This is a genomic window from Methanocalculus taiwanensis, assembly GCF_024372745.1.
Lineage (GTDB): Archaea > Halobacteriota > Methanomicrobia > Methanomicrobiales > Methanocorpusculaceae > Methanocalculus > Methanocalculus taiwanensis.
Genome location: NZ_VOTZ01000009.1, coordinates 42,789 through 62,100, shown reverse-complemented (window position 1 = coordinate 62,100; position 19,312 = coordinate 42,789). Strand labels below are relative to the sequence as shown.

General features: G+C 46.5%; 22 protein-coding genes. 10 read left to right on the top strand and 12 right to left on the bottom strand.

Annotation, left to right across the window (positions count from 1 at the left end; all coding sequences use genetic code 11):
• Positions 1-9 precede the first annotated feature (9 nt).
• A complete protein-coding gene (locus tag FTO68_RS05615; protein WP_255332399.1) occupies positions 10-1,530 on the top strand; it encodes a B12-binding domain-containing radical SAM protein in 1,521 nt (506 codons plus the stop codon).
• Between the two features lies 1 nt (position 1,531).
• On the opposite strand, the gene FTO68_RS05610 is transcribed toward FTO68_RS05615, so the two are convergent.
• The gene (locus tag FTO68_RS05610; RefSeq protein WP_255332398.1) at positions 1,532-3,478 is read right to left on the bottom strand and encodes a hypothetical protein; all 1,947 of its coding nucleotides are present in this window, start codon (positions 3,476-3,478) and stop codon (positions 1,532-1,534) included.
• On the opposite strand from FTO68_RS05610, the gene FTO68_RS05605 reads away from it, so the two are divergent.
• Positions 3,467-3,955 carry a cyclase family protein gene (locus tag FTO68_RS05605; RefSeq protein WP_368659881.1) on the top strand — a complete coding sequence of 163 codons (489 nt, stop codon included), beginning with the start codon at positions 3,467-3,469 and terminating at the stop codon, positions 3,953-3,955. The two genes, FTO68_RS05610 and FTO68_RS05605, sit on opposite strands and share 12 nt — an antisense overlap.
• Here the strand turns inward: FTO68_RS05605 and FTO68_RS05600 are convergent.
• Entirely contained in the window at positions 3,948-5,528 is a 1,581-nt protein-coding gene (locus FTO68_RS05600) for an IS1634 family transposase (RefSeq protein ID WP_255332396.1), read from the bottom strand. The two genes, FTO68_RS05605 and FTO68_RS05600, sit on opposite strands and share 8 nt — an antisense overlap.
• 226 nt (positions 5,529-5,754) lie before the next feature.
• On the opposite strand from FTO68_RS05600, the gene FTO68_RS05595 reads away from it, so the two are divergent.
• Positions 5,755-5,997: a hypothetical protein gene (locus FTO68_RS05595; protein WP_255332395.1), complete on the top strand. Its 243-nt coding sequence runs from the start codon at positions 5,755-5,757 to the stop codon at positions 5,995-5,997.
• 34 nt (positions 5,998-6,031) lie between these two features.
• Here the strand turns inward: FTO68_RS05595 and FTO68_RS05590 are convergent, their stop codons facing one another.
• Genes FTO68_RS05590 through FTO68_RS05580 form a run of 3 tightly spaced genes read right to left on the bottom strand, consistent with a single transcriptional unit; the run spans position 6,032 to position 8,914 of the window.
• Positions 6,032-7,066 (bottom strand): glycosyltransferase family 4 protein, encoded by a 1,035-nt coding sequence (locus FTO68_RS05590; RefSeq protein WP_255332394.1) that lies wholly within the window; start codon positions 7,064-7,066, stop codon positions 6,032-6,034.
• A gap of 12 nt (positions 7,067-7,078) precedes the next feature.
• Positions 7,079-7,780, bottom strand: coding sequence for a class I SAM-dependent methyltransferase (locus FTO68_RS05585; RefSeq protein ID WP_255332393.1), 702 nt, complete (start codon positions 7,778-7,780; stop codon positions 7,079-7,081).
• Positions 7,781-7,819: 39 nt separating this feature from the next.
• Positions 7,820-8,914, bottom strand: coding sequence for a DNA topoisomerase IV subunit A (locus FTO68_RS05580; RefSeq protein WP_438362304.1), 1,095 nt, complete (start codon positions 8,912-8,914; stop codon positions 7,820-7,822).
• 346 nt (positions 8,915-9,260) lie between these two features.
• On the opposite strand from FTO68_RS05580, the gene FTO68_RS05575 reads away from it, so the two are divergent.
• Together FTO68_RS05575 and FTO68_RS05570 are read left to right on the top strand one after the other, a co-directional pair.
• Positions 9,261-9,473 (top strand): antitoxin VapB family protein, encoded by a 213-nt coding sequence (locus tag FTO68_RS05575; RefSeq protein WP_255332390.1) that lies wholly within the window; start codon positions 9,261-9,263, stop codon positions 9,471-9,473.
• Entirely contained in the window at positions 9,470-9,865 is a 396-nt protein-coding gene (locus FTO68_RS05570) for a type II toxin-antitoxin system VapC family toxin (protein WP_255332389.1), read from the top strand. Before FTO68_RS05575 ends, FTO68_RS05570 begins: the two co-directional genes overlap by 4 nt.
• Positions 9,866-9,911: 46 nt before the next feature.
• Here FTO68_RS05570 and FTO68_RS05565 read toward each other — a convergent pair whose 3' ends face one another.
• On the bottom strand, positions 9,912-10,118 hold the full coding sequence (locus FTO68_RS05565; RefSeq protein WP_255332388.1) for a type II toxin-antitoxin system HicB family antitoxin: 207 nt from the start codon (positions 10,116-10,118) through the stop codon (positions 9,912-9,914).
• 607 nt (positions 10,119-10,725) lie between these two features.
• Between FTO68_RS05565 and FTO68_RS05560 the strand changes: the two genes are divergently transcribed.
• Entirely contained in the window at positions 10,726-10,944 is a 219-nt protein-coding gene (locus tag FTO68_RS05560) for a type II toxin-antitoxin system HicB family antitoxin (protein ID WP_255332387.1), read from the top strand.
• Positions 10,844-11,161 (top strand): type II toxin-antitoxin system HicA family toxin, encoded by a 318-nt coding sequence (locus FTO68_RS05555; RefSeq protein WP_368659880.1) that lies wholly within the window; start codon positions 10,844-10,846, stop codon positions 11,159-11,161. Before FTO68_RS05560 ends, FTO68_RS05555 begins: the two co-directional genes overlap by 101 nt.
• Before the next feature lie 58 nt (positions 11,162-11,219).
• Here FTO68_RS05555 and FTO68_RS05550 read toward each other — a convergent pair whose 3' ends face one another.
• Genes FTO68_RS05550 through FTO68_RS05540 form a run of 3 tightly spaced genes read right to left on the bottom strand, consistent with a single transcriptional unit; the run spans position 11,220 to position 14,555 of the window.
• A complete protein-coding gene (locus tag FTO68_RS05550; RefSeq protein WP_255332385.1) occupies positions 11,220-13,022 on the bottom strand; it encodes a DNA topoisomerase VI subunit B in 1,803 nt (600 codons plus the stop codon).
• The gene (gene hisS / locus FTO68_RS05545) at positions 13,009-14,232 is read right to left on the bottom strand and encodes a histidine--tRNA ligase (RefSeq protein ID WP_255332384.1); all 1,224 of its coding nucleotides are present in this window, start codon (positions 14,230-14,232) and stop codon (positions 13,009-13,011) included. Before hisS ends, FTO68_RS05550 begins: the two co-directional genes overlap by 14 nt.
• Positions 14,233-14,249: 17 nt before the next feature.
• Complete coding sequence (locus FTO68_RS05540; protein ID WP_255332383.1) at positions 14,250-14,555, bottom strand: ABC transporter permease; 306 nt, start codon at positions 14,553-14,555, stop codon at positions 14,250-14,252.
• Between the two features lie 43 nt (positions 14,556-14,598).
• Here FTO68_RS05540 and larB point away from each other — a divergent pair, with 43 nt between their 5' ends.
• The 3 genes from larB to FTO68_RS05525 are packed head-to-tail and all read left to right on the top strand — an operon-like array spanning position 14,599 to position 16,257.
• Entirely contained in the window at positions 14,599-15,369 is a 771-nt protein-coding gene (gene larB / locus FTO68_RS05535; protein ID WP_255332415.1) for a nickel pincer cofactor biosynthesis protein LarB, read from the top strand.
• Positions 15,366-15,872: a nicotinamide-nucleotide adenylyltransferase gene (locus FTO68_RS05530; protein ID WP_255332382.1), complete on the top strand. Its 507-nt coding sequence runs from the start codon at positions 15,366-15,368 to the stop codon at positions 15,870-15,872. Before larB ends, FTO68_RS05530 begins: the two co-directional genes overlap by 4 nt.
• A gap of 31 nt (positions 15,873-15,903) precedes the next feature.
• Positions 15,904-16,257: a hypothetical protein gene (locus FTO68_RS05525; protein WP_255332381.1), complete on the top strand. Its 354-nt coding sequence runs from the start codon at positions 15,904-15,906 to the stop codon at positions 16,255-16,257.
• A gap of 59 nt (positions 16,258-16,316) precedes the next feature.
• Here the strand turns inward: FTO68_RS05525 and FTO68_RS05520 are convergent, their stop codons facing one another.
• The 3 genes from FTO68_RS05520 to FTO68_RS05510 all read right to left on the bottom strand — a co-directional run bounded on the left by FTO68_RS05520 (position 16,317) and on the right by FTO68_RS05510 (position 19,295).
• Positions 16,317-17,528 (bottom strand): ATP-binding protein, encoded by a 1,212-nt coding sequence (locus tag FTO68_RS05520; RefSeq protein ID WP_255332380.1) that lies wholly within the window; start codon positions 17,526-17,528, stop codon positions 16,317-16,319.
• A gap of 175 nt (positions 17,529-17,703) precedes the next feature.
• The gene (locus tag FTO68_RS05515) at positions 17,704-18,024 is read right to left on the bottom strand and encodes a hypothetical protein (RefSeq protein ID WP_255332414.1); all 321 of its coding nucleotides are present in this window, start codon (positions 18,022-18,024) and stop codon (positions 17,704-17,706) included.
• Between the two features lie 104 nt (positions 18,025-18,128).
• Positions 18,129-19,295, bottom strand: coding sequence for a redox-regulated ATPase YchF (locus tag FTO68_RS05510; RefSeq protein ID WP_255332413.1), 1,167 nt, complete (start codon positions 19,293-19,295; stop codon positions 18,129-18,131).
• Positions 19,296-19,312: the final 17 nt, after the last annotated feature.

The window sequence follows — 19,312 nt, the reverse complement described above, 5'->3', positions numbered from 1 at the left end:
GGTTTGTCGATGGAGACCAAAAAAAAAAATAAAATAATTTTTCTAAATTTTCTGCCAGCAATTGACTCTTCATATTCAAATAAAGGGAGTATCTATCCATGCACTGCCTCTTTGTTGTTAGGGACCTATTTAAATGAACATGAATTTGATGTGAAAATTATTGATGGTGCTTACCATCAGGATTATCTTGAGCAATTAAGAGAGTTGCTATCGGAGGACGTGCTCTACGTTGGTATGACTGTTATGACAACACAGATACCATTCGCACTTGAGGCTTCTAAACTTATTAAGGATTTTTGTCCACTTATTAAGGTTGTTTGGGGTGGACCTCATCCGACTCTTTTCCCGGAACAGACACTTCGGAATGACAATATTGACATTGTTGTTATTAATGAAGGTACATCTGCCTCACTTGCGCTAGCGCAAGCCTTTGTGACTAATAGGCCTCTTCATTCAATACATGGAATTGGTTATAAAGATCAATCTGGAAACATTATTTTTTCTGAATCAGCATGTCTAGATATCTTGGAAGAACTCCCATACTTTGACTTTTCATTAATAGAACTTGATAATTATCTTAATTCATCGTCATCATCAGTATACCAGAGAGAGTTCCAATCATATCATGATAAGGTTCGTGTTCTTCCAATCTTAACAGCTCTTGGATGTCCATATAAGTGCCAATTCTGCTTTAATGTGATTACTAAGAGAAAATACCGAATTCGATCGGCGGAATCAATTGTATCTGAAATTAAGCATCTTATGTCCCAGTATAATGTAAACACATTTTTCTTTCTTGATGAGGATTTTTTTATCAATAAAAAGCGAGCATTTGAATTCGTTGATCTTGTGGAAAAAGAGGGTTTGCATTTTAATTGGAGAATGTGGTGCAGAGTCGATCATTTCAAAGAAAAATACATTGATAGGAATTTCATTGAAAGACTTGCCGCAATTGGTCATGGTTCGCTCGTTATGGGGGGAGAGAGTGCAAATCAGGAAATGTTAGATGCTCTCAAAAAGGGTATTACTCCGGAACAGATTCTGCACTCATTGCGTACGATAACCGGCACAAGGATAATGCCCCGTTATAGCTTTATGGTAGGTCTTGAGAACGAAACATTGGATCAGATACAGAATACCTATCGTTTTTGTTTTGCACTACTCAAGATCAATCCTGAAGTAGATATTGCAGGTCCGTTCATATTCAGGCTCTATCCGGGCTCGCCGATTTATGACCGAATTATTAAAAGGTATGATCTTGATATTCCGAAAGAGCTTGAAGACTGGGTTATATTCCTTCAAAACGAGTCCTGCTATACTCATATGCCATGGACTCCGGAAAAATTCCAAATTATTGCCCATTTACTTCCTTTTTATTCGTATTTTGCCTTCCTGCGTACATCCGATAAAAAAAGTTCTATTAAAGGTCTGGCAAGCTATTTTATGCACCAATTGTCGAAATTTCGTATAAAGCATTTTATATTCAAAATACCTTTTGAATACTGGTTTTTTATGCGATATCTAAGGTAATTTAAATAATATATTGCTTATTCTTATAATTTTTATCTATAAATATATTCGTACAGTCTGAAAAAGTTGGAGCCAAAGCTCTCTTAACAATAAAAGATGCTTGTTGTTTCCATGCATCTCGCTCCTCAATCGACATGAAAGATAATTTCGATGCTAAAATCCGAAGGTCTTCAGGCGTCGCTGCAACCCATCTGACACCTGGTGCAATATCCAACTTGTCAAGGTTAACAAATGTTTCTGATCTGACAAAGATCGGAGCGACGCCCATCTGTAGAGCTTCATAGCAAACGGTTGTGTAGGTGTATAACAGTATATCGGCTGATTGTAGAAGAAGATCTATAGGTTCATTAGCGAATGTGATATTGTCATAAGATAAGAGTGAACCAAGGTATTTTTTAACAGCATCAATATTGACAAGGGGGTGGCATTTTATTATGATTTTATAATCGCAATTGCCTCCAAATGCTTCAGCTGCTTTAGCAATGAGCTCAACTGAATCTCCAAAACCAATTGCAGTAGCAACCAGAATATTAATGATTTTATCCTCTTGTATATTGTGGATATTATTCCCCTCCAGCTGTTCTTTCCAAAGATATGTATGTCGAAGTGCACACCCGGATATAACCTGGTCTTCTGGCCTTCCTTCGTTTATCAATATGTCTCTATAAAGAGGTCCATTTGTCACAAGACGATCTGGAAGTGGACGGATACCATATTCTTTTTGTGAAGGAAACATTGAGAGAACCATTCGGGAAAAGGTCACATTATCATACCCGACAATTATTGTGTTGGGCATATGGCGTTTAACGGACCAGGCAAGTGCATGTTCCCAGCTATGGCCTTCAACTGTATGAATTATCTGTGAGGGTTTGATCCCGGCTGCTGCCAAACCAGCGATGAGCGGTTCATAAAGGAGTGTATCTGAGAGAGATTGGCGTGTTTGTGTAATATGTTCCATTGTTAATCTATAGGTGGGAATATCTCCTACAGTGCTTGTCTCAGGTATTATTGGTGTATAATGTGAAGCAGCTTTCTGACATTCAAACCACGTTTTCTTATTGATAAACCAATCTGGAAAGAAAAATCTCTCGCCGGTTTGATTGAGCTTTTTAATAGTCTCCTCATATGATGCAGTATAAAGCACCCGTGGGACATAGGCAACCTCGTAAGCCTTTGCCTTGAGCATCTGTGGGAGAGGACCCAAATAGGGGTCTCTGTACGAGCCATCTGGTAGAAAATTACGATGATCAACAAATGTAAAAAGCAGTATTGATCGCTCTCCAGAAAAGGGTTTGATATTAGTGTCAGTATTTTTTTTAATTACTTTCCTTCGAAATTCGGGATGAATTTCAAGTAACTTTTTATAATTATTTGATATACGATCACCTTTCTGTATTGGTGGAAGTCTTCGCAGAATGTAAATAAGTTGCCTTTGAATTACGTCTTGTGATATCTTTAGAAAAGTATTTATTTGAGATTTTGGGAATATCTTAGTTTTTATTTCATTTTTCGTAGCAAATGATGAAATCTCCTCAAAAAGACCGTGTGTTGAAGTAACAATCAATGTTGGTTTATCAACACCATTTGAAATCAGTTCTCTTCCTACAGCAAGAAGGCAAATTCTCTCATAAAGCATGAAATATGGATTTTTTGCGGGCATTTCTGAAGCCCACCACTCTCGTGAGTCGTTTAAAAGGGATAGATCGCCTATCCAATCGATAAATTGATGGCGTAGATTATTTGCTACAGTATCTAGCTGATCTGCAATTGGAATTCGTTTAATCTGTTCCGAAAGAAGACCTTCTATCTCTGCCAGCCAAGTGCTATCCTCTCCAAGATAGATCCACTGGCGTATGTCCAAAGTTTCAAGTTTTCTTTGCAGGTTGGAAGGATTGATATCATTCTGAAGAGCAAGAAAAATAGTATTGTTTGATTTTTGAGACCTCATTGCTATCTACCGTATATTAGTGCAATAACCATAAATGCTTATATATTGAGTTTTTACTTAGCAAACAAATATATCAATGCTCCTCCTCATTTCCTATCCTCTGCGCCTCTCTACTCCGGCACCCCGCAAGTCGGGATTAGTCAGAGCAAATCAATCGCCACAGGCGATTCCTCAAACACGAGCATGATTACATTCAGCAGCCACAGCGGTACCCACCTCGATCTCCCTCGCCACTTCTGCCAGAATGGGGCAGCGGTTACTGATATTCTCTTACCAGAGACAATTTTTGCCCCTGTCTTCTGTATCGATCTCCCGATTGAAGGTGATCAGCCTATCACTTCAGAAGATCTCAAACAGCCGCTATCCCAGATTGATGGAATCCAAAATGCTGCTGGACTCTTGATACGCACCGGAATGTTCCGTCTCCGCGCCGAAGCACCCGATCTCCCTGAACTCCCGGAAAACGTAGTCACATGATCCCAAGTGGTTCAAGAATGAGACGTTGATTCTTCGTCATCTCTGTCGTCATCACCTGCCCATCCGCAAGAGTGATCTTTTTGAGCTTATCGAGTTCAAGCAAGAGGCTCTTGACAGAATAGTGTTTCAGCAACCCTGCTTCAGTCATCATTCGCAGCAATCGGGCGCGGATGATCAAAGCTACAAACACAATAAAGATGAAACCGCTTGTGGTAATGTCCTTATGCGTATTCAGTGGTAGAATATCCAGATCCGACTTCATCATCTCAATCTCCTTCTCGATCTCATCGCGTTCCCGGTACCGCGACAGAGCAGTCAACCAGTCAACACCTCCTGAATAAAACACCATGAACTTCCCCATTCTGTTCATCCGTTGTGTAACAGCATTCTGCCGAATTGTTGCTTCAATCCGATCATCCACCTGTTTCCAATCGAAAAAGTTCTTGAATTTGCCTGCAATCTCAAAAAACCTGATAAATGCAGGTTTATCCTTCCTCAGCCTAACTCCGGCCAGTCCATCCCTGATATCAACAAGACGGCTGGTGAGTGATTCTTTCTGCTCAAGTTCCCGTTTTGGATCATAGAAGAGATACCCCTTCAGATGATAGGACTCAAGAGGCAGCATCACTGGTTTTGCGTAGATCGTCCTGTCCTTGAACTTCTGCATGTATTCGACATTGGTGATATTCCGCTGAGCCTCGGTGAGGAGGAGTTTTACATCCTTCAGCTGGAACGTGGCAGAGATAATGAAAGAGAGCTGCTGGTCAAGCATCTCCAGAAGATTATGCTGGCTGAAAAACCCACGATCCATAATGGCGGTATAGTCTTTCACGCCATATGCAGCAAGTTTCTTCAGTGTGCCGGTGAGCGTTGTGACATCAGTGATACTCCCTGGATAGAGATCGTACATCACCGGGATGCCGAGTTCCTTGTCCATGATGAGTGAGAGGTTAATCTGGGGAAGTGAAACACCGTCCCTGTTGTATCCGTATTCAAGGAGGTTCATCAGGGTAGAATGACTGGAGAGACTGGTGATATCATAAATCAGTGTCCGTTTCGTCCCGTTCTCTTCCAGAAGTCTTGCCATCAGTTGCTGCGGAACAGTACTTGACCCGATTCGAGCAAGCAGTTCACTGATTCTCTGTCCGGTAAGAGAAATATGTGGCGAATCAAGAGCGAGAGTGGTTCCGGCGTACCATGCCCCGACATCTTTCATCGCGAGTGGCCTGATAATCCGGTTGAGTGCAAGTGCAGTGACCATTGCGGTATCGGAGTCATTGAGGATCTCATGCAGGTATTGATCCAGTTTCAGGTCATGCATGATCTGCGTGAGAAGCATAACTGATCCATGGTCATAGGCAGAGCGGATCGCTAGTGTTTTGGTATTTTTCCTGATCTTTTCTCTGACTTCTTGTGGTGCATCCCGCATACGAACGGGTTTTCCATCGATATTCCGACCAAGATATTTGGAGTCCTTATATCGAGTTTGTTTTGATACCGGGTCGTAGTATGGTGTTTCTTCGTACCAGTATTCTCTTCCGTCAGACTTTTTGATCCTTCGAATAGGCTCCATGGTGTGCCCACATAATTATGGGCACATTATAGTATAAAGTTCTTTCGGCTATGAGGCCATATCGAAAAGAGAATGCGGAAATAGATGATTATAAGGGATTCTATTGTGATCCAGTGCCTACAAACACCGGGAGTTCAGGGATCTCTATGCCTCAGTCCACCCCTGGGCACACCCTGCGCTCCCCGCATATCTCAGGGAAGTCTGCCCGCAGCTGCGCGTCTTCGGAATGGATACTATCTCAATCGGCACTCCTCGACACGGTGAGGAGAGCCGCGCCGCTCACCGGGCGTTTCTCTGTGGGGAGAACCCGATACTTCTGCTTGAGGATCTAGATCTCTCATCAGAAAAACTGCTTGATGGAGCCTTCACACTCAGGCTTTATCCGATAGTGTATGATGAGCTGGATGGTGTGCCGGTGATTGCGGTGGCAGATATAATGGGTAATGAGTATCACTCCTCCAAGTTTTGATTTGCTGTTTTCCAGATGAGTTCTGTAGAATCTCTTATGGTCTCTCTTCCAGTATTTTTCTGTGGATATGAACCATTTTACTGATAAGGTATTTCCGATCATATCTATTTATCATATCTTCTCTCCCCCTCTCTCCCATCTTATTACGCTCGTCAGGATGCTCTTTCATCCATATGAGTGCATTGCATAATGCGGGAATATTTTTTGGTGGTATCAAGAGGCCGGTAATGTTATTTTTTACTACCTCCGGACATCCGCCCACGTTGGTTGCAATTACTGGTACTGCACAAGAGAGTGCCTCCATGAGGACAGTTGGAAGCCCTTCGGTATAACTTGGAAGTACCAGGCAATTTGCTGCGTTTATCAGTATTGGTATCTTCTCTGGTTCAACTTCTCCAATGTCTATACAATTCTCAGGATGAACAGGTAGTATGCCGGCACCTGCAAATATGAAAACATCCTCAGGTAGCGCCTTTGCTGCTTCGATGAGTTCATGTATTCCTTTCCAAGGGTGATATCTACCGATAAAGAGGAAGATCATGCGATCGATATTGAAATTGAATTCTTGATGGCAGGTATTCTTTGTCATTGGAATAAACTGACCTGTGTTTACCCCTACTGCAATCGCAGCAGATCGATCCGGATCAGCACCCATTCCAATTAAAATATGTCGCATCTCCTCACTCACGGTTATAATATAATTCGAGCGCTGGATCATCCATTGAATCACAGCCTTGTGTAAAGGACTCTTAAAAGGGAAGATTCTAGCGTCATCACCATGAAATCTTAAAATCAGAGGCCTATTAAATTTTAAGAGGGAAGGAATAAGACTGCTATGAGGTATATATTCTGCTTGGAAGATCTCGATCTGATTGTTTAATGCAATAATGAAACTTTTATAATAAAAAGTTGAATAGGCTAAAGGTGAGGCAATTGTTTTTACAGCTTTGATAACTCTAACATTACTTTCTTCAAGATCATCAACCATACGTTTTATAAAAATACCTTTACTATCTTTTTCATCACTTGGATACATATTAGCAAAAAGCCCTAGTGTATATTTTGACATGGATGTTCACCGTTATTTTGCCAAAATCATAAGGGAGTACCCTCCAAGTAATCGTACAGTTAAATCCCGATTCGAATAATAAAGATATTTTCTTGGTATGTTAATGATTTTGTCCTTTAACCCATAATTGTGTCCAAGAGAATATCCTGGTGTATAGAAACAATCGATTATATCATAATTAAGCTCTATCAAAGTCTGAATAATAATATCCTTTGTAAAGAAATGAAGATGACCTGTTCTACACCTTTGATTAATTATAAAATTGTTATGTATTGCCGATAGCGCAAAAAACTCAAGAGGTATATGAAATATTTTATATTTACTCTTTTCTTTTATATTTCGTAAATACGTAAAATAATCTTCAAGATGTTCAATTACATCTATTGATAAAGTAATATCATAAAAACTTCTCCTTTCACAAAGGAAATCCATCAGATAGAATTTCAATCGATCATTCTCCTTATTTTTACAGATTGTATATGCCTGAGGTGATATTTCATAACCAAAAAAATAACAATTCTCATCTAGTAGGTTCTGAAGTTGACTTAAAATCTCACCTGCTCCACACCCAACTTCACAAATCGATTCTGGTGAAAGCTTATTTCTCTGGATAATTTTTAGTATCTGGTTAGCTTTCCATTGAGAATCTTCGATAAACCAATTTGGATTATTTTTTAGATACTCGCCATTGAGGTATTTTTCAGGAATATTCATATTCATTCTATAGAACCTCCATTTCTTTGACAATAACCCTCAAACAACCCCCATTTCCTTCAACCTCTTCGGCAGATACTCCCCTGTCACAAAGTCCAGCCCCCGGGCAGCAAACGCCTGCTGTTCCGACTTCAGTCCCATTGACAGCTGGAGATTAATCTGTTCCCTCCAGTAATCAGTCGCAAACCGGGGATCCGAGAGCTCTGCCTTGAGGGCGGCGATGTCCTGTTCGCTCAGTGTATCCGCAGGCAGATCATAGTCCCGGATATCCGAGGGCTGTACGCCCACAAACTGGGCCGCCGGGGTTGCAAGCAGCTCGGACATGTGGGCGCTCTTGATGGAGCCGTAGGCGACCGAGGCATAGATCCGGTAACTCCAGGGGTCGCCGTCAGTGAAGATAAGTACAGGGAGTTTCAGCTCCTCATTCAGCTTCTTCAGCATCCGCCGGGTCGACCGGGCCGGCTGCCCCTTGAGATGGACGAGGACACAGTTGTACTCCTCATCAAAGCCATTCTCCTGGAGACGGGCATACATACCGCCCGTCTCCATAGCGATGACAAACTTCGCGTCATGATCGATAAATTCGACACTCCCGACATTGTTTGGGATCGCATAGCCCGCCTCGCCGACATCGTCCCGGCAATGAATCTCGCGTGCACCGCGACGGGTTGTCTCCCGAATCCTGACCGGCCCGAATATCGTCGCCCCATCTTCTTCGGGCCGGAGATGGAATGCCTCGCGTTCGAGTGCGGTGACGATCTCCAGATCCTCTACAAGATAGTTGCTCTCGTCCTGTGCGGTGAACTTCGCCTTCTTCCAGCCCTCAGAGATATAGTACATCTCCCTCAGTGTCGATGACCGGTTCTCTGTGAGCTGCCCTTTGAGAAACCCGATCACATAAGCCATCTTTAAGAGGTGTGTCGCACCCCGGGCAGTTGAAGCAGCCCTTGTGCTCTCCTTCTCCCCGTACTTCCAGACGTCAGTTGCCTCGTCATAGGCGATATTCTGCTTTGTCCGGGTCGGCAGCCGGATCGAGGGGATCTCGCCATCAGATATCTGGTCATACCACTGCTGTGCTATCTCAACGAGGCGGCCGATTGTATGGGTGTTCTTTAACTTATCGCTCTCTGATATCTCTTTCAATGTGGGTTCCTCTGGTGTATGGGTGCATTTTCCTGACGGGTTTTCGGTTTATTATAGAGATTTGTTGGTGGTTACAGTATACAGAACTAACCATGCATATACATCCCTCTACGAAATGGCTGCCTGATTGTTCCACCGCTCAGATATTGTTCGCTCTTCCAATATCCTCTATCCTTTTCATCAATAATGATATATCCCTATGAACAATACCCACTCCGACTCCGCGGGGGGGCACCGCCATGGGGATTATGGCGCTATCGCGCCTGAAATGATTTATACTTGCCACTCTTAGTGCCAAGGTAAAATATTTATATAATCGTGTTTAATACACAATATTATGAAGACGATCACCATCCGTGAGGACACTTATTATATGCTTAGGCAGATGAAAGATGACCATGATAGTTTCAGCGATGTGATCGATCGTCTGCTGACCTATAAAACAGGAAATATCAGGAAGTTCGCCGGTGCTTTGAAGCATTCAAAGAACCTTGATACACTGAAAGAAGAGATACGGGAGATTCGCGATTCGGCAAAGGAAAGAATATGATACTCCTCGACTCATCTTTTCTTATCGACTTTTTCAGAGATGAAAAATACTCATCGTTCATTCCGGAGAATGAGATCCCTGTTGTTTCTGTCATCTCATATTATGAGATCATGTCCGGGATCAAGCGTCTTCGTTCAAAGAAAGAAGAAGAATTCTTTCAGAGATTGTTTACTGAAATAGAGATTCTGGATTTTAATCTTACAGCAGCTCACTATGCAAGTACCCTCTCGGCGAGGATGAAGGCTGCAGGAACTCCTGTGAACGCGCTTGATATTTTGATTGCAGGTACAGCCTGTGCTTCCAATATCGATCAAATCATCACGGCTGATAAGGATTTTGAAATAATTGCACGCTTTTCAGATCTGCATGTTATTCGGTATTCTGATATGTAAATTATATTATTCTCAAAAATTTTTAGAAGGGTTTATTGTCTGGAAATTATTCGGATGTGATATTTTCTATTCGCTCTATATACCTCATACTCCGGTCTGCTCTTTCCTCTTCCAGAATCAGGTGTAGCACTTCCTGTATATTGGTGAGCACCTCCTCATAGGTATCACCCTGCGCATAGCATCCCTGGACTGCTGGTATATGAGCATAATAGCCATCATCGTCCTTTTCAATGACAACACCAAAACTGGTCATGATAGTTGATATCTCCTTTCTGTAGAGTAATAAGCTTTTGTCTGGATGAAAAAGCACTTTGTGGTTGCACCATATTAGCAGAACGTCTCCTCTGATATGCGCTCACCTGAAAAGATCCAGATAACCCCTTAACTGGTATTGCTACGTGCAAGACGCATATACTCGCAAAGCACTTTTCGTTGAAGATTACTCCAAGAAACGGAAAAGGAAGTCATATGGGTATTATTAATAATCCTCACACCGGTATACAACCTTTGCATCATCAAGCGTATATATATCCGGTTCATCCTGGAGAAACCGGTGTAAGGAACGGTTCGATAGCTTCATCATTCCTCCTGCTTCATGGTGCAGAATCAACTCATGGAGCATATGTTTTATTTCTGAAAGATTTATTTCTGAAAGATCTTCTTTGATGAACTGAATGTCTGATTTCAATCTCAATGAAGAAAAACACAATATTAGACGGTAAATAGCTTTTATCAAGGCCGCTCTTGTTCGTGCAGGAATAGAGTTCTGATCTCATATTGCTCATGTTGTGAAATCTTCCCGGAGGGTTTGATCCAAAGAGCAAACCTATTTGTCTTCTCTAAACCACCATACACTAATCATGAAATATTATTGCCTTATTGAAAAAGACGAGGATGGCTACTATTATGCTTCGATCCCAACTCTTCCGGGATGTTTCACTCAGGCAAAGACATACGAAGAATTGATTGAACGTCTCCATGAGGCTATTTCGTTGTACCTTGATCTCAATGGACCCCCCGATCCAGATGAAATTCGGGAATTTGTTGGGGTCGGGGCGGTTGAAGTTAACTCCACTTAAGGCAGAAATAGTAATCAAAATCCTGCAAGATACAGGCTTTTCGTTTATTCGTCAGACGGGTGGCCATGTGATTATGCAGGATCCCGATGGAAGGAGTGTTGTCATTCCTGTTCATCCGGGAGAAGAACTGGGAAGGGGAATTCTTCGTGCAATTATTCGACAATCGGGACTCACAAGGGATGAATTTCTTACAAAACTCGTGACCATACGGAAGTGAGCTTCCTGGTTAAAAACAAGGTATGCTCCCAACATCAAACCCCCCTCCCGGCAGCCCCTCACTCCTCACAATCCATAACCACCATCTTCGACTCATCCATCCCCTGCACCGTCAGGCTCCCGCCTCCGGCACCCGGATACAGCGTCACCCACGAAGAAGCGGGCTCCACCACAACCCGCCAGCACTTCGTCACCTCGCCATCAAGATCAGATGAAAAGTCCGGGGCAACCGTTGCCCCTTCCCCTGTATCGGGAGAAATATCATAGAGGGTCAGCTCAACCGGCTTTGTGGTATGATTGTCTATCCGGATCTGCACCTTCCCATCAAGGAGCTCCCGTTTAACCACCACCCGCCGCATGATCCGCCCTTCAATTGCGGCAGTCTCGGGTACGGGCTTCTCCACAATCTCCGAGACTTTCCGGGCGATATCAGGGATGATCGCACAGACCGCACGGGCACGATCCTCTGCGATCCGGTTCCGGTCCCGCCGGGAGAGGAACGCCTTCAGGTCGCGGCCTAGCTCCTGGAGTGCGAGCACGATCTCTTTTTCAATCTCAGGGATGGAGGCGACTGCATCCTTGCTCTCACTGGTGAAAGGGACATTTGTTGAGGCGATATGTACCAGGATCAGCACCGGCCCGACAGGTAGCCCCGACTGTGCGATCCCATAGCCCTTCCAGTTCACAGCAGCAATCGACTGGGTGATCGCACAGGCTCCCTGCTGGTAGAGGAGCGGCACCCGGTTCGCAAACCGGAGAATCCGGGCAGTACCTTCCGCCTCAAGTCGACCGCCATACCCGATTGCAGCTTCCACCACAAACGAGTGGCCTGAAAAGACGCCCGGCGCACGGCTCCTGGATTTTACAAAATCGAGTGCAAATTCCTTCTCAATACCGGATAGAATCAGATCCTCCCCGATTGGGGAGAGGCAGCTTGAGGCAGGCGGTGCCGGGATCTTCACCTCCTGCATTGCAGTGAGGAGTTTCTTCAGATCACCCGGCTCCAGTCTGGAAGCTTTCAGCGATCCCTTCATCCCGGCATGAGCCAGAATCTCTGCTGCCGTCTTCTTGCCGACACGGGAGAACTCCTCCTGGAGAAAAAGGTCAACCGTCATCTCACTGGCCGCGGCCATCCTCTTTAAAATCCCAAACTCGATTCCATAAGGGTGTGGCTTGATCGACTGCGGGCAGGGAGGTACTTCTCCGGATACACGTTCAAATGTCGCACTCTCGCCATCGATCTCGATCCGGAACCGTGCATGGGGATTGACAATGGACGTGTATTTCAGGTACTCAAGCAGCCGCTTCTTTGCGGACATTGAGCTTTCAAACTCAAGCTCTATCCTGGTGCCATGCGGAAGTGACCAGTCGATCTCCTCGTGTGACAGCACATCCGGCTCATTTGTCTGCGTTTTGATCATCAGGGTGAACCGGTGGGCCTTTGTCTTCGCACCGGTGCGTGATATCACCATTGCCGGTACACCGCTTGTCAGCTGCGCATACAGAACCGCAGCCGAGATCCCGATCCCCTGCTGTCCCCGGCTCTGCCGTACCTGGTGAAACCGTGATCCATAGAGCAGTTTTCCAAAGACAAACGGTACCTGTTCGGGTATAATCCCGGGACCGTTATCCTCGACTGTGATCGTAAATGACCCTGATGGTGTCTTCTTAATGATCACGAGGATGTCAGGGAGGACTCCTGCCTCCTCGCAGGCATCGAGGGCGTTGTCGATCGCCTCTTTCAGCGTGGTGATAAGACCGCGGACTGGTGAATCGAAACCAAGGAGATGCTTGTTCTTTTCAAAGAACTCCGCAACACTGATGCTCTTCTGTTGCTTTGCAAGTTCCTCAGCGAGTACCACTGCCAACCACCCCGGCAACGGCTTCCTCGATCGACAAAGTCTGCTGTTCTCCGGAGGCAAGATCCCGGAGTGTCACCATCCCGGCTTCAGCCTCTCGCCCTCCGATAACAGCAACGAAATCAGCATGTTTTGCCGCCTGCGAGAGCTGTGCAGAGAGGCTCTTTCCCATAAGATCAGTAATCGTCCTGACCCCGGCCTGCCGGAATGCAGCTGCAACCCTGATCCCAAAGATCCGGCCCTCAGGTGTCGCAACAACCGCAACAGTCTGCGGCCGTTGCATTTCACTCTCTCCCCGAGATACCATCACACGGTCAAATCCGATCGCAAACCCGCAGGACGGGGTATCTTCACCACCGAAGAGGTGGGCAAGGCGGTATGCCCCTCCTCCCATGATCTGGTTCTCGGCACCCAGATTTTCTGCAAATGCCTCGAATACACATCCGGTATAGTAGTCGAGGCCGCGTGCAATCCCGAAGTTCTGGATATATGGCACCTCATGTGCATCCAGTATTGCAAAAGTCTCACGGATCCGCTCTTCTTCAGGTATGGCACCTGTGATTGCAAATGCATCATCCAGTGTCTTTGACTCTATGAGGGCTGTTAAGGATCCGGCAAGATCGCTCTTCAGCCCCATTCCCTCAAGTGCCTCATAATCCCTCTTGTCAAGGCATCCCCGAACCTGTTTCTGGAGTTCCGGTTCAAGATCATCAAGGAGGCTCCGCATCATCGCAAGGTCGCCGACACGCAACTCAAACGATACCCCGGTAGCTTTCAACAGGTCATAGCCCACCGCCATCACCTCGGCATCGGCCATCGCAGAATCAGCACCGACAAGCTCGATACCAAACTGCCAGAACTGCCGGTACCGTCCCTTCTGCGGCCGTTCATACCGGAAACAATCACCGAAATAGTACCAGCGAACAGGCTTGTTCAGCACCTTTGCCTCATTCACATACATCCGCAGGACAGGTGCTGTCAGTTCGGGACGGAGCGCAATATCGCGTCCGCCTTTATCCTGGAACGCATACATCTCCTCAATGATTCCCTCGCCTGAACGGAGGGTGAAGAGTTCGAGATTTTCAAACTCAGGAGTGGCAACCTCACGGTACCCCCAGCGTGAGACAGTCTCCCGCATCGTCTTTTCGATACTCCTCCGTGCTTCAAGCTCATCCGGAAAGAAATCCCTTGTTCCTCGTGGTTTCTGAATCATCACGCATCACGTATACATTATCTCTTCTTTGTCTTCACTGCACCGAGGAATCGCTCGAGATTCCCTTCATCGCTCCATATCTTCTCCCGCTCATCTCTTCCCTGAAGATAGAGGGCGGCGAGCACAAGTCCGATCCCGAGGAACAGCTGGCCGAAGAAGGCAGCAGCAACTCCGGCCGAGGCAAGAGCCATCCAGATTACACCCCGGAGTGCTGCCCTCCGATAGAGTTGCCGTCCTGTTCTCCCATAGATCCGGAGATCACGCATCCAGAGAAATATCACAACTGCGGCTCCAAAACAGGTGACAGGAAAGAGGATATCCATACAATGAACTTATTATGCGCCTCGTCCCTTGATAATAGTGACCATGCCGATAAATTCCCGCATATTGAATCTCATGGAAGAGGTACGATCCGGCAGATGCTCTCCGGAAGAGGCCGCCGACCATATCGGCGGGCTTCGCCTGGAGGAGATTGCAGGAGTCGCCCGACTTGACCTTGGACGTTCGATCCGTTGCGGTATTCCCGAAGTGGTTTTGGCTGAGGGGAAGGATATCTCTCATCTTATTGAGATCATGAGGCGGTATGTGGAAGCATCCGGCCGGTGTGTTGCGAGCAGGGCTACAGAAGAACAGGCAGATGCCATTATGAACGCTGCCTCTGACCTCATCTGCGAATATTATCCTGAGGCCCGGATCGTTATCCTCTCGAACGGAACAGAAAAACCAGAGAACGGTGGAACGGTTGGCATCATCACCGCTGGCACTTCTGATATCCGGGTGGCAGAGGAGGCACGGATCATCGCAGAGGAGATGGGCTGCAGGACACTCACGGCATATGATGTTGGTGCTGCCGGCATTCACCGTCTCTTCCATGCACTCAAAGAGCTGGGGGATGCCGATGCCTTCATCGTCTGCGCAGGAAGGGAAGGAACCCTACCCGCCGTTGTCGCAGGACTTGTCGATCGGCCGGTGATCGGTGTTCCGGTTTCGGTTGGGTATGGGTACATGGGAAAAGGCGAGGCGGCACTTGCCAGCATGCTCCAGTCCTGTGCGGTGCTCGCAGTCGTCAACATCGACGCAGGTTTTACGGCAGGTGCATTTGCCGCACAGATCGCATCAGGGGTACGAAAAGAATGAAACGTGGTTTTTATATCGGACGCTTCCAGCCATATCATAACGGCCACCAGGCGGTGCTGGAAGGGATCGCAGAGGAGGTTGACGAGATCATTATCGGTGTCGGGAGTGCCCAGCTCTCCCATGATATGCAGAACCCGTTCACTGCAGGAGAGCGGGTGCTGATGATCACCCGCGCGCTTGAGGAGATCGGGTGTCCGTTCTATGTGATACCGATTGAGGATCTCAGAAGAAACGCCCTCTGGGTTGCTCATGTTACCTCGATGACACCACCGTTTGACATATGCTATACCTCCAACCCGCTTGTGATCCAGCTCTTCAGAGAAGCATCAATCTCAATCAAATCCCCTCCGATGTACCTCCGTGAAACCCTCTCAGGAACCGCGATCCGACAGAAGATGCTCCTTGGAGAGGAGTGGGAACAGTGTGTACCTCCAGCAGTTGTCGAAGTGATCCTGGAGATTGATGGTGTCTCACGCCTGCGAACCATCTCCGAAACCGATTGAATATCAATAGGCAGAACCAACGATACTATCAATGGCACAGACAAAACCGACCCCTCCCTTTGCTGAAGTGATCAACCGGTACTGGTACATGACTCCCGGTGTCGCTATTATCGGCGTACTCCTCACCGCTCTTGGGATCACCCTGCCTCTCCCGTTTCTGGCAGCACCCGGAATATGGGGTTGTATCATAGCGTCTTTCCTCCTGCTTGGGATGGCTTTTGCCGATCCGAAGCGTGACCTTGTATCGATGTTCACACCGCTCTATGCAGTCATCTTCTTCATCCTGCCAAGCGACATCCCGCAGGAGCTCCCGCTGATGGTGCTCTTCACAGTAACGATCATCATCCTGACGGCGCGGCTCCAGTGGCGGATCAGGAAAGGATAAAGAGCATCCCCAGCCCGCATTAGGTTCATCTGGCAGAATATGCCGGATTATCCCTTTTATCAATACTCAAATTTTCGAGCCGGAATAACTGATATCCTTTTCCCGGCAACGAGAATATCCTCTTCCTGATCGAGCGTCAGAATATACCCGACATCAAGCCCGAAGTACTCCATTGCTTCTGTCAGCCCCTCGATCTCCCGCTTTTTATTCCGGGTGGTCAGCTCATAGCAGACCTGTATCGCCTTTGTAATCTTCGTCTTCTCTTTGACGAGGAAATCGCACTCACCCTTTTCACGGAAATAGAAGAGCTCCCGGTACCGCTTCCTGAGCTCAAGGAAGACATGGTTCTCGAGGAACCTGCCCGAATCGTCTGAGAACTGGATCGAATTTGCACGAATAAGACCGTTATCTATGGCATATACCTTCTTTGGGTTGATCTGCCTGGTTTTCTGGGAATAGGAGAACCGTGGCAGGGTGAAGATGATGTATGCATCCTCAAGCAGATCAACATATGATGCGATGGTGGTCACCGATCCGATTGCAGAAAAAATCTTCTGCAATTTTGAGAGTGTGAACTCCCTGGAAGTATTCCCCAGCAGATAGACTGCAATTTCTGTTACAATGTGTGGGTTTTTCACGGGATTTCTGAAGATAATATCCCGTGCAATGATGTCCAGCAGAAGATTCTGCAGGACCTCATCCATTTCAGTTCTCAAATATTCCGGAAAACCGCCCGAAGCAAGATACTCGCCAAATGAATCTGCTGAATCCTCGCGTTCCATGTACTCCAGGTATTCATGATAGGAGAATGGAAAGAGCTCGATTCGAAGATTTCTTCCTGTCAGCTTTGTCCCGAGCTCACGGCTCAGGAGTGATGCATTCGATCCGGTGATCACCACCTTCTTCTCGTTCTCCAGAAGATATCGTACATACGATTCCCAGCCTGAGATGTTCTGGATCTCATCAAAATAGTAGAGATCTGCCTCATGAAACTCCTCGGAAAAGGCTTCTTCCAGCATCTCAATGTCCCTGATTTCAAAATCAGCAAGTCGGGGGTCCTCAAAATTCAGGTAATAAAACTCCTCCTCTCTCTTCATCGACTGGACGAGGAGGGTGCTTTTTCCGCACCGTCTGATACCGGATATGATAATCGCAAAATTGTGAAGTGGCTTCACTCGTATAAGATCCTGCCGGGTAACACCGGGCTTGCGCCTCTCTATTGCCTCTCTCTGGGATCTCAGGATCTTTCTGAGTTCGCTCTTCAGGATCATGGTATACGAATAGTGTTCATTTGAAATGATAAATCTATCCATTCTAAATGGACACTATTGATCAATACAAATGGAAAGAATTGATCATTTGAACTGGACAATCTTCCCGACCCAATACATCAGGATAATGAGCAGACTATCTCATTGGAAAAAAAGGCTTTATAATGCCCCCACTCTAAAACGAGTCGAGTGAGACTGAGCCGAACTCGTCTGTAAGCTGCCTGACACTGGTGACGCCAAATGCTGTCTGGACAATATCCAGTTCAAGGGCAACAGCTGCATCCACCATATAATCCAGAATATCGATCGAGAGCTCCTTCTTCTCCCGTGACTTTCTCATCTGGTCCAAAAGAAATGTGACTTTGGCGGGATCTTCGCTTCTGAGCTTCGCAAGCGTCACCACGCACATTGAGATCCTGGTGAGGTTCCTGTCAGTCCCGGTGATCGTATCGAAGAAATTCTTCAGCACCTGTGCCTGATACACCTCGCCAGCCATACGTAATAACTCCTTCACATCCAGGTAATATAAGGCTTTCGCAGGATTGTAGCCCAACCGGCTTATTGTGGCGCTTCACTTGCAGAAAACCACTATTCCCCACCTTATTTTGCTGCACTTACTATCCGGATAATATCCCCACTTTTGAGTTCTGCTGTATCCTTGATCCGCATCTTTGTCCGTGCATCAATTGCATGCAGAAACCCTTTCCCGATATCGGTATGAACCCGGAACGCAAGGTCACGGGGGTTCGATCCCTTCTTCATCAGGAAGGCATCGGGAAGCACCCGGCCCTTTCCGTCAGTATAGTGGGTCTCGTCCTCAACCGGATAGACGACGATAAGGTCGAGAAGCGAGAATATCGCATGATTGACTGCCTGCTGAACACCGGTTCCATCGAAACGCTTCATTACATCCCGAATCATTGCCAGTCCCTTCTTCTGCTGCGGCGTCATCGCTACAGATTCAATCTCTGAAAAATCCGGATCACCCGGAAGATACCTGATTAAACCTGCAGAGGCAGCATTTCTCAGCGCAAGCTCGCCCGCTGCGGTTGCCCGGATCATCTCAACCGGCAGTGTGTTCAGCATATCTTCAGTTGCCATATCTGCCTTATTGAGTAGAACTACCATCGGCTTGTTGATGGTTACCAGTGCATCAGATAATCGGCAGAGTGCATCTGCATCTGCCCTGAAGAGATCGACGTCAGTTGCATCAATGGCAGATCTGATATCCTCGGCTGATATGGAAAGACCTGCAAGTGCCTCTGCAAGATGTTCGATCAATGCGGGCTCCTTCCCCTGCGCGGCACGGGTGAGTCGTGGGAGGTGTTTTTCAATGATTCCGGAGACCCACATCGCCATCTCATATCGCAGGAACCGCACATCTTCCATCGGGTCGTGGGATCCCAAATCGACCGGGTTTCCTTCTGCATCTGTTCCCCCGCTCGCATCAACCACCTGGATGATTGCATCGGCTGATCGGAGGTGATCTAAGAACTGGTTTCCAAGTCCTTTACCAAGATGCGCATCCGGGACAAGCCCGGCAACATCCACGAGCCCGACACCGATGAAGCGGAATCCATCTTTGCACTGATCACACTGAAGCCCCAGATCCCTGCATGGGCAGGGTACGCGGGCATAGGCAACTCCGTGGTTTGCATCGATGGTGGTGAACGGGTAGTTTGCTATCTCGACATCGGCAAGTGTCGCCGCTTTGAAAAAAGTCGACTTTCCACAATTTGGTTTTCCGGCAAGTGCAAGGGTGATCATCGTAATTGAAATGTACG